The sequence below is a fragment of the Anaerolineales bacterium genome (assembly GCA_022866145.1).
Lineage (GTDB): Bacteria > Chloroflexota > Anaerolineae > Anaerolineales > E44-bin32 > PFL42.
Window position 1 is genome coordinate 1 of sequence record JALHUE010000189.1, and the last position, 8,763, is coordinate 8,763.

Annotated in this window: 10 protein-coding genes; 7 read left to right on the top strand and 3 right to left on the bottom strand. The window is 66.4% G+C overall.

Going from position 1 to position 8,763, the window contains the following annotated elements; translation table 11 throughout:
• The 3 genes from MUO23_06050 to MUO23_06060 form a co-directional block, all read left to right on the top strand.
• Positions 1–232: hypothetical protein (locus MUO23_06050; GenBank protein ID MCJ7512516.1), on the top strand; the 232-nt coding region annotated here is incomplete at its 5' end.
• 62 nt (positions 233–294) lie between these two features.
• The gene (locus MUO23_06055; GenBank protein MCJ7512517.1) at positions 295–1,506 is read left to right on the top strand and encodes an efflux RND transporter periplasmic adaptor subunit; all 1,212 of its coding nucleotides are present in this window, start codon (positions 295–297) and stop codon (positions 1,504–1,506) included.
• A gap of 109 nt (positions 1,507–1,615) precedes the next feature.
• Positions 1,616–2,365: a VIT1/CCC1 transporter family protein gene (locus tag MUO23_06060; protein MCJ7512518.1), complete on the top strand. Its 750-nt coding sequence runs from the start codon at positions 1,616–1,618 to the stop codon at positions 2,363–2,365.
• Between the two features lie 316 nt (positions 2,366–2,681).
• Here MUO23_06060 and MUO23_06065 read toward each other — a convergent pair whose 3' ends face one another.
• From MUO23_06065 to MUO23_06075, 3 genes are all read right to left on the bottom strand, one after another.
• Complete coding sequence (locus tag MUO23_06065; protein ID MCJ7512519.1) at positions 2,682–4,139, bottom strand: aspartate ammonia-lyase; 1,458 nt, start codon at positions 4,137–4,139, stop codon at positions 2,682–2,684.
• Between the two features lie 78 nt (positions 4,140–4,217).
• Positions 4,218–4,631: a 4Fe-4S binding protein gene (locus MUO23_06070; GenBank protein MCJ7512520.1), complete on the bottom strand. Its 414-nt coding sequence runs from the start codon at positions 4,629–4,631 to the stop codon at positions 4,218–4,220.
• A 63-nt stretch (positions 4,632–4,694) separates the two neighbouring features.
• On the bottom strand, positions 4,695–5,300 hold the full coding sequence (locus tag MUO23_06075) for a superoxide dismutase (protein MCJ7512521.1): 606 nt from the start codon (positions 5,298–5,300) through the stop codon (positions 4,695–4,697).
• Positions 5,301–5,449: 149 nt separating this feature from the next.
• On the opposite strand from MUO23_06075, the gene MUO23_06080 reads away from it, so the two are divergent.
• From MUO23_06080 to MUO23_06095, 4 genes are all read left to right on the top strand, one after another.
• Positions 5,450–6,433, top strand: coding sequence for a DMT family transporter (locus MUO23_06080; protein MCJ7512522.1), 984 nt, complete (start codon positions 5,450–5,452; stop codon positions 6,431–6,433).
• A 49-nt stretch (positions 6,434–6,482) separates the two neighbouring features.
• Entirely contained in the window at positions 6,483–6,695 is a 213-nt protein-coding gene (locus MUO23_06085; GenBank protein ID MCJ7512523.1) for a hypothetical protein, read from the top strand.
• On the top strand, positions 6,685–7,557 hold the full coding sequence (locus MUO23_06090) for a sulfurtransferase (protein MCJ7512524.1): 873 nt from the start codon (positions 6,685–6,687) through the stop codon (positions 7,555–7,557). Before MUO23_06085 ends, MUO23_06090 begins: the two co-directional genes overlap by 11 nt.
• Before the next feature lie 117 nt (positions 7,558–7,674).
• A partial coding sequence (locus MUO23_06095) for a hypothetical protein (GenBank protein ID MCJ7512525.1) occupies positions 7,675–8,763 on the top strand: 1,089 nt, incomplete at its 3' end.

Consider the following 8,763-nt stretch of genomic DNA (forward strand, 5'->3'; position numbering starts at 1 on the left):
CACCTTGATCGTCGTCACCCACAACCACGAGGTCGCCCGCGAGACCCGGCGAGTGATCACGTTGCGCGATGGTAAGATACTGTCCGATGTCGCCGTGCGCTCCGCCTTCGACAGCGACTTGATGGACCTGAAGGCGTCAGCTCTGGGGAGCGCCATCGTGAACAACAAACCCATCCCGCCCGAGCTCGAGGAGTTCGCTCCCAGCCTGCGCCGTCTGCTCGACCGAGTGTGACGCCAGACTACCAGCCGGCGACCAATCCGCCCTCAAGGTGGACCGACGCGAAAGGAACGCTGATGAACAAGAAGTCGCTCACTGCCTCTGCCCTGTTGCTTCTCTTCGCCCTGCTCCTGATGGGGTGCTCGGCGCAGGGCGCCGAGCCCGACCCCGGTGCGGATCTCACGCCTTCACCCGATCTGCCCCCCTCCAACGCCGTCGTCGCCGATGGGCGCGTGATCCCGGTTCGCAGCGCCGAACTCAGCCTGGAGACGGGCGGCGCCGTGAGTGAGATCCTGGCCGCTGAGGGCGACTCGGTGAAGCAGGGTCAGCCGTTGGTGCGCCTGAGCAGCGCCGACCAGCTGACCGCCGCCGTTGCCTCGGCCCAGCTGCAGGAAATCGCGGCCCGCCAGGAGCTCGAGGCCTTGCAGGACAACGCCTCGGTCGCGACGGCGCAGGCCATGCTCGACCTGGCCAATGCCCGGGATGCCCTCAAGGATGCCGAGTACGATTGGCGCGTTCGGCAGGAGGGCAACCGCGCCAGCAAGGAAGTTGTCCTGCTGGCCGAAGCCAACTACCTCCTCGCCGAGAAGGCGCTCGACTCCGCCGAAGGAGGCTACCGCGCGGTTTCCGATCACGACAAGGACGACCCAGATCGCGCTCAGGCGTTGTCCGATTACGTGGCCGCACAGAACCGCCGCAACGACACCAGCAGGAATCTGAATTGGCTCGTCGGGCACCCCTCCGAGATTGACCAGGCGATCCTGGATGCCGAATTGGCCGAGGCCCAGGCCAACGTTCAAGTGGCCGAGAAGGCCTACGAAGACGTGAAGGACGGGGTCGATCCGGACGGTCTGGAGCTGGCACAGGCACGGCTAACCCAGGCCGAGGCGCAGCTGCGGGCAGCGGAATCCGCCTTGGCGCAGGCGGAGCTGCGAGCGCCCTTCGACGGTGTGGTTACCGCCATTGACTTGCGGGAAGGCGAATTCGTCGCCCCCGGAATCCCTGTCGCATGGGTCGCCGATTTTTCGGATTGGCGAGTCGAAACCACTGACCTGGGGGAAATCGATGCCGTCAACGTGCGCCTCGGCGACACCGCCACGGTCACCCTGGATGCCCTGCCCGATGTCGAGCTGGCCGGGACGGTGGAAAGCGTGAGCGGCTTCGGCGAGACGAAGCAAGGCGACATCACCTATAAGGCGGTGCTGCGCCTGGAACCGCCCTACCCCGATCTGCTGTGGAACATGACAGCCTATGTGACCATCCTACCCAATCTGACGGCCTCGCCTTGAGTAAAGACGGACTGGCTAGCCGCGGTGCCCCGGCGATCCACTGCCGGGGCGCTGTCGCCGGCCTTGCTTCCACCCGGCAGCCGGTAGCGAGCGGCATGCGACCCACCGCATGAGCCCCACCCTCGATCCCCACGAACACGTCCGTCGGCTCGAGTTGGAGCATCACACCCGCCTCGATCCCCACCACCGGCATTCCGCGCTTTCCGACGTAATCCTTGGCGGCCAGGACGGCCTGGTGAACGTGCTCGGGGTCATCTTGGGCGTGGCGGCCGCCTCCGGCGACACGCGCATCATCCTCGCCGCCGGCATGGCCGCTACCTTCGCCGAGTCCGTCTCGATGGGCGCCGTGGCCTACACCTCGACCATCGCCGAAAGCGATCTGTATCTGAGTGAACGGGAACGCGAGTACCGGCACATCGATACCGTTCCATACCTGGAACGGTCGGAGATCCGCAAGATCTTCGAGGCCAAGGGTTTCCAGGGCGAACTGCTCGAGCGCATCGTCGAGACGATCACCGACGATCCCCATATCTGGGTCGATCAGATGATGGCCGAGGAACACCAACTGGTGCCTTCCAGTCGCGGCGATGCGCGCCGGGCGGCGCTGATCGTCGGTGTCGCGGCCATCGTCGGGTCGCTGATCCCCATCACGCCTTTCTTCTTCCTCCCCGTCGGCCCGAGCATGATCGTCTCGATCGTGCTGGCGGCTCTCTCCCTGTTCGCCGTCGGTGCCTACAAGGCACGTGTCACCGTCGGCCGGCCCGGCCGGAGCGGGCTGGAGATGGCGGTCATCGGGATCCTCAGTGCTCTTGTGGGGTACGCTGTGGGACTGCTGTTCAAGGCACCAGCAACTCCCTGAACCGGCCAGGGGAAGTCTTCGGTGGGCTGCGGCGAAAGGCTTCGCCCAGAACACCTAACCGCCATCCTCAGAAGGCTGCCATGCGGCACCCGGCCGATGGTAACCGCCTGCTTCCGGTGCTGGGCCCCGTGGGGTGAGAGGGCGGCCGTCCGCAGCCAGCCGCGCCTCGCCGCCCATCGGAAAGCGCCTTCCCCGCAAGCAGAGTGGATGGCGCCAGAAGGGCGGCCGCCCCATTCGGCGCCCAACCAGGGCGTGGCCCGTCGCCGGCGGGATCTCGGCCGCTGGTTCCGACCCTTTGGATGGGGGTCAACGCCGGCTATCCGCCGGCCGGAGCCCCCTGAATGCCGCCTTCAGTCAACCGGGTGAGGTTGCTCAAAGCGGACTCAACTTCATCGACCGTCACCGGGCGTTTCCCCGGATCCGTGCGACGTAACTCCCCGGCGGCTGCCTTCTCCAGCGCCACGACCCGAATTGGCAGATCTTTCTCCAACGCTTCCTTCACCAGAGCGGCGGCGGCCTGGTAGCCGATCAGCGGGTTGAGCGCCGTGGCCACGATTGGATTGCGGGCCAGCCAGGCTTCAGCCCGGGCGCGATTGGCCTCAACCCCCCGCACACAGCGATCGGTGAAGCTCGCGAGCGCGCCAATCGTGACCTGCATCATCTCGAACAGGCTGTGGGCGATGACCGGCATCATGACGTTCAACTCAAGTTGCCCTGCCTGCGCCGCCAGGGCGACGGTTGTGTCGCAACCGATCACGTGGAACATCGCCATGTCGAGCATCTCGGCCATTACCGGATTGACCTTGCCCGGCATGATGCTCGATCCGGGCTGCACCGGCGGAAGGCGGAGCTCGTCGAGACCGGTCGTCGGACCGGAGGCCAGCAGGCGGAAGTCGTTGGCGATGCGGATGAGGGTCAACGCCAGCGTGCGCAGCGAGGCCGAGAAGTCCGCCATGTCGGCCATCGACTGCATGCTCTCAAACAGGTCGTCCGAGAGCCGCAGCTCGAAGGCGCACTCCTGCGCCAGCTGTGTCACCATGCGCCGGGCATACTCCGGGTGGGCGTTCAGGCCGGTGCCGACGGCAGTTCCACCGATTCCGAGGCGGCGCAAGCCGTCGGCGGACCGCAGGATGCGTTCGCCATCCCGGCGCACCGCCCGGGCATAGGCGCCGAACTCTTGACCCATTGTCAGCGGCACCGCATCCTGCAGGTGCGTGCGCCCGGATTTGATCACATCCTCGAAGGCCGCCGCCCGCTCCTCCAGTGCCTCGGCCAGAGCGGTGATTCGGTCCGTCAGCTCCTGCAGCCGCCACAGGCAGCCCAGGCGAATCGCCGTCGGGATCGTGTCGTTCGTCGACTGGGCCATGTTGACATGGTCGTTGGGATGGACGCGATACTCCCCAAGCGCTCCGCCGAGCAAGACGGTTGCCCGATTGGCGATCACCTCGTTCACGTTCATGTTGTGACTGGTCCCGGCCCCCGCCTGGAAGGGATCGACGACAAAGGACGCATCCCACATCCCGGCGCTCACTTCGTCCGCCGCCTGGCGTATAGCCTGGGCGCGTTCAGGGTCCAGCAGGCCGAGCGACTGATGGACGGCTGCCGCAGCCCGCTTGATGGCGGCCATCGACCAGATGAAGGCCCGGTAGGGCTTGAGGCCGGAGACGCGGAAGTTGTCGACCGCTCGCTGAGTCTGGGCGCCATACAGCGCCATCGCCGGCAAATGGACCTCCCCCAGTGAGTCGCTTTCGGTGCGCATCGGATTAGCCGCCATGCTTCGCCTCTCCCTGCTCGCCCCGGGAAGCAAAGAGGGAGCCTGGCGGCTCCCTCGCTTCCTGGCTTGACGGGTGGATCAGTTCTCCAGCGCCTTGTACCCTGGGCCGGTCTTGAAGTAGTCGTAGTTGGGCTTGGTGTCTGGGGTCAGGTCGACTACGTCGCCTGCGCTCAGCGCCTTGGTGTGATCGAGGTGGACCGGGTCGCCGTGGTGGTTGGGGCCATCAAACTTCGCCTCAAAGCCCGCCGTGCCGGCGGGCATCGATAGCACCTGCCCGGCCTTGGCCGTATGCGCCGACGGAACCTCGTCCTCAGGGAAGATGGCCTCGAACGGACACTCGGGAATGCAGGCGCCGCAGTCGATGCATGTGTCCGGGTCGATGTAGTACCACGGCCATTGATCGACCGGCTTGCCCGGGATGATGCACTCGACCGGACAAACGTCGACGCATCCCGCGTCGCGCAGGCACAGGCTGGTGATGATGTGCGTCATAGGCTCGTTCCTCCGATATGGCTGTCATGAAGTCGGGTCTTCCCCGACGGCTTCAAGGTGCCACTAGGAGCCGAACAGGCTGGACACCTGATCCCAGTTTACCACGTTCCACCAGGCGGCGACATAATCGGCGCGGCGATTCTGGTAGTTGAGGTAGTAGGCGTGCTCCCATACGTCGAGGCCGAGGATCGGCTTGGCGCCGTCGGTGAGCGGGCTGTCCTGATTGGCCGTCGAGAGGACTTGAAGCTTGCCGCCCTTGTCCACGACCAGCCAGGCCCAGCCGCTGCCGAAGCGGCCCATGCCGGCCTTGCTGAAGGCATCCTTGAAGGCGGCGAAATCGCCAAAGCCGGCCGCGATCGCCTTGGCCAGCGCCCCTCCGGGCTCACCGCCCTTGCCCGGGCCCATGATCGTCCAGAACAGGCTGTGATTGGCGTGGCCACCGCCGTTGTTGCGGACTGCAGTGCGGACCGATTCCGGCAGGCTGTTCAATCCGCCCACCAGCTCTTCCACCGACTTCTTGAGCAAGTCCGGCTGAGCTTCCAAAGCCGTATTGAGGTTGTTGATGTAGGCCTGGTGATGCTTCCCGTGGTGGATCTCCATGGTGCGGGTGTCGATGTGGGGCTCGAGGGCGTCGAAGGGATACGGTAGAGGCGGGAGCTGGTACGGCATGATTCATTCCTCCTGGGTGTGCCACTTGCGGTCGGATTGACCAGCGTGGGAACTTCCGGTAGTATCGCCGGGCGAGCGCCCACGCGAATCGGACTGAATTCACCCAATTCTATCTCCTGGGAGCGCGATCCGTCAAGGGAATCCGCTCGATGCGCACCTCACCGATGCTTCGCGAAACGTCTGCTGACAGTCCCGACCCCCGCCGCGTCTACGCCGCACTGGCGGTGGCCGTCACCACCGCCTCGTTCGCTTCGCTCCTCATCCGCTGGGCGCAGCCCTATGCCCCGTCGTTGGTGATCGCCGCCTATCGGCTGGCCATCGCCGCCGCGCTCCTCTGGCCGGTCCTTCTGGTGCAGCGACGGCGCCAGCCAGAACGCTGGCGGCCAGCCGACGTCGGCCTGACGGTAGTTTCCGGCTTGTTCCTGGCGCTCCACTTCGGGACCTGGATCACCTCGCTGGCCTACACCAGCGTCGCCAGTTCCGCCGTCCTGGTCGCCACTGCGCCGCTGTTCGTCGCCTTGCTCTCACCCGTTGCCCTGGGGGAGCAGGTGCCCGCACGCCTGTTCGGCGGACTCGCCCTGGGCTTGCTCGGAATACTGACCATCGGCGCCAGCGACCTGTGCGTAGCGGTCTGGCCGCCGCAGTGTTCGCCGGCTGCCGGGCTGCTTGGCAGCCAGGCCGTGCAGGGAGACCTGCTGGCGCTGTGCGGCGCAGCGGCCGGGGCAGGCTACTTGCTTATTGGCCGCAGCCTGCGCCACCGCGTGTCGCTCTTGCCCTACATCACGCTGACCTATTCCGCCGCCGCTGTGGGCTTGATCCTGGCGGCGGCCCTGCGTGGCCTGCCCCTTTTCGGCTACCCTGCAATCGCCCTGGGGCTGTTCACCCTTCTGGCTGTGTTTCCCCAATTGATCGCTCACTCCACGTACAATTGGGCACTGAGGCACCTGCCCGCCGCCCCGGTGGCGCTGACCTTGCTGGCCGAGCCCGTAGCAGCTACGGTCCTGGCGGCGGTGTTGTTGCGCGAGCGGCCTGACTCCATGGAGCTGCTCGGGGTTGCCTTGATCCTGGGCGGCATCTGGCTTGGGGCGAGGGCCAGCGCCCAAACCGGCACTGCTGCTCAGCCGAGGGAATGAGACTTCGGTCTCCGGACTCGCCATCGGGCCGAAAGAAGGGATGTGAGGGATGCAGATCCGCTGCCAACGATGTGGGGGCAATGTCAACATGCGCAATGAGGAAATCACCTTCGCCCTCGAAGCGCTGAAGGAGAGCGGCGGGCGTCACTACGACGCTCGCTGCCCGAGCTGCCGCCACTCCAACCGGGTGTCGCTCGAACAACTCCAGCGGGCCGCGCCGCGCCCGCCGGCAGGGGAAGAGGCTCCCAAGGGTGCCGCTTGAGATGCCCGGCGCACACCAGACTTTGATTTCGGCCGATGAGCTGCACGCCCACCTCGGGCAACCGGACTGGGCGATCCTCGACTGCCGGTTCGACTTGGCCTCGCCGGACTCGGTTGCGCAGAGCGTGTACCCTGCCGGACATATCCCCGGCGCCCACTTCGCCGATCTCGAACGCGACCTGTCTGGCCTGCCCACAGGCAGCAACGGCCGCCATCCTCTTCCAGAGCCGGGACAGCTCGTCGCCCGGTTTGGCGCCTGGGGGATCGGCCCGGCCTGCCAGGTCGTCGTGTACGATGACAACAGCGGCTACGCCGCCCGCGCCTGGTGGTGTCTGCGCTACATGGGGCACATGGCCGTGGCCGTGCTCGACGGCGGGTTGCCGGCATGGGTCGAACGCGGCCACCCCTTGCGTTCCGGCATCGAGCCTCAAGCGCCGCGCACCTTTGAGGGCCGCCCCAACCCGGAGCTCGTGCTCCAGCTGCAGGATGTGCCGTCCAGCGCCAGGTTGCTGGATGCCCGAGCGCCGGAGCGGTTCCGGGGGGAAGTCGAACCGATCGACCGGGTTCCCGGACACATCCCCGGGGCGCGCAGCTACCCGTGGGCGACCAGCCTGGGCAGCGACGGGAACCATCTGCCGGCAGCTCAGCTGCGCCGCCAGCTGCTGACCGCCTTGGACGGCGTCCACTCCTCGGCCGCAGTCGCCTACTGCGGATCCGGCGTGACGGCCTGCAATCTCATCCTGGCGATGGAGCACGTCGGGTTGACCGGCATGCGTCTGTATCCCGGATCGTGGTCGGAATGGTGCTCGGATCCGCGACGAGCCGTGGAGATCGGGGATCCGCAAGCAACGAAGGCGGACTGAGCGACCACGGCGTATCACTATGGGGACGACACCGCTGCTGGACGGAGCCGATGCACTTTTCGCCATCCGAATGCCGGGGAACCCATAGCCTATGACCGGCTGGGAGCCGCGCCTGGCATGCGCCTGACCGAATTAGACCCGTCTCAACGCCTGGCTCTGGGGATCGTCGCCTGCCTTGCTCTGGCTGGAGCCGCGCTCGTGGCTTGGGCTACGCCCTTCGGCCCTTCGGTCGGCAGCGATTCGGTGGCCTACCTTCTGTCTGCAGAGAGCCTGCTGTCCGGCGACGGGCTTGGGATTCGGAACGCCTCGGGGGATTTCGCCCCGCTCTACCCGCACTTCCCTCCGGCTTATTCCGTCGTCCTGGCGGCAGGCGGTGCGTTCACTCGCGACCTGACGGCTGACGCGCGCTGGATCAACGTTCTCGCCTTCGGGCTGCTGGTTGCGACCGTTGGCGCGGCTCCCATCCTGCTGGCAGGGGACTCTCCGTTCGGAATCATGCTCGCGGTCGTCGCCTTGAGCTCGGCGGCGCTGCTCCGGCAGTTCACGGCTGCGATGTCCGAACCGTTTTTCATCCTCCTGGCGACGCTCGGCATGTTTCTCCTGGCTGCAAGCCTGATCGCGTTTCGGAGGGCCACATTCTACGGAGCGGCTTTGGCCTTGGCGACGGCCTGTTTGACACGCTACGTTGGCCTGGCATTCGTCGGCGCAGGCGGGCTGTCGGTCCTGTCGCTCGGGGGAGGTAGATGGGCTCGCCGGGCCAGGAGGGCGCTGGCCTTCACTGTGGCGGGATGCCTCCCGCTGCTTGCCTGGCTGCTCGCCATCAACCGCGGTGGATCCCAGGCCGCGCCCAGGGTCCTGAACCTAACGGTGGCTAGCCTCTGGGCTAGCCTGACCGAGTACCGGCTGGGCGTCGTTCTCTCTAGCTGGGCCTTCTCCCCCGTGTTGGGTTGGGGATCCGGATCGTACGACGGGCGCAAGATTCTCCTGCTTGTTGGGGCTGCGTTGTGGCTTGTACTCCTTGCACTCGCTTTCCTTCCCGCGAGGGGAGCCTCTGGATCCTCCCCGCGTCGGCGCTCCCTGTTGGTCCTGACAATCGTCCCGGCGATCTTCGCGGCGGCCTACCTCTTGTCTCTGGCGATGGCGTTCGTCATCTCGAGGCCGCAGCCCGACATCAATGCGCGGATGCTCTCGCCAGCTATCCTACCG

Bases quoted from the DNA above. Each gene is read 5' to 3' on its own strand.
- MUO23_06055 (MCJ7512517.1), top strand. From the start codon at position 295: ATGAACAAGAAGTCGCTCACTGCCTCTGCCCTGTTGCTTCTCTTCGCC.
- MUO23_06060 (MCJ7512518.1), top strand. From the start codon at position 1,616: ATGAGCCCCACCCTCGATCCCCACGAACACGTCCGTCGGCTCGAGTTG.
- MUO23_06065 (MCJ7512519.1), bottom strand. From the start codon at position 4,139: ATGGCGGCTAATCCGATGCGCACCGAAAGCGACTCACTGGGGGAGGTC.
- MUO23_06070 (MCJ7512520.1), bottom strand. From the start codon at position 4,631: ATGACGCACATCATCACCAGCCTGTGCCTGCGCGACGCGGGATGCGTC.
- MUO23_06075 (MCJ7512521.1), bottom strand. From the start codon at position 5,300: ATGCCGTACCAGCTCCCGCCTCTACCGTATCCCTTCGACGCCCTCGAG.
- MUO23_06080 (MCJ7512522.1), top strand. From the start codon at position 5,450: ATGCGCACCTCACCGATGCTTCGCGAAACGTCTGCTGACAGTCCCGAC.
- MUO23_06085 (MCJ7512523.1), top strand. From the start codon at position 6,483: ATGCAGATCCGCTGCCAACGATGTGGGGGCAATGTCAACATGCGCAAT.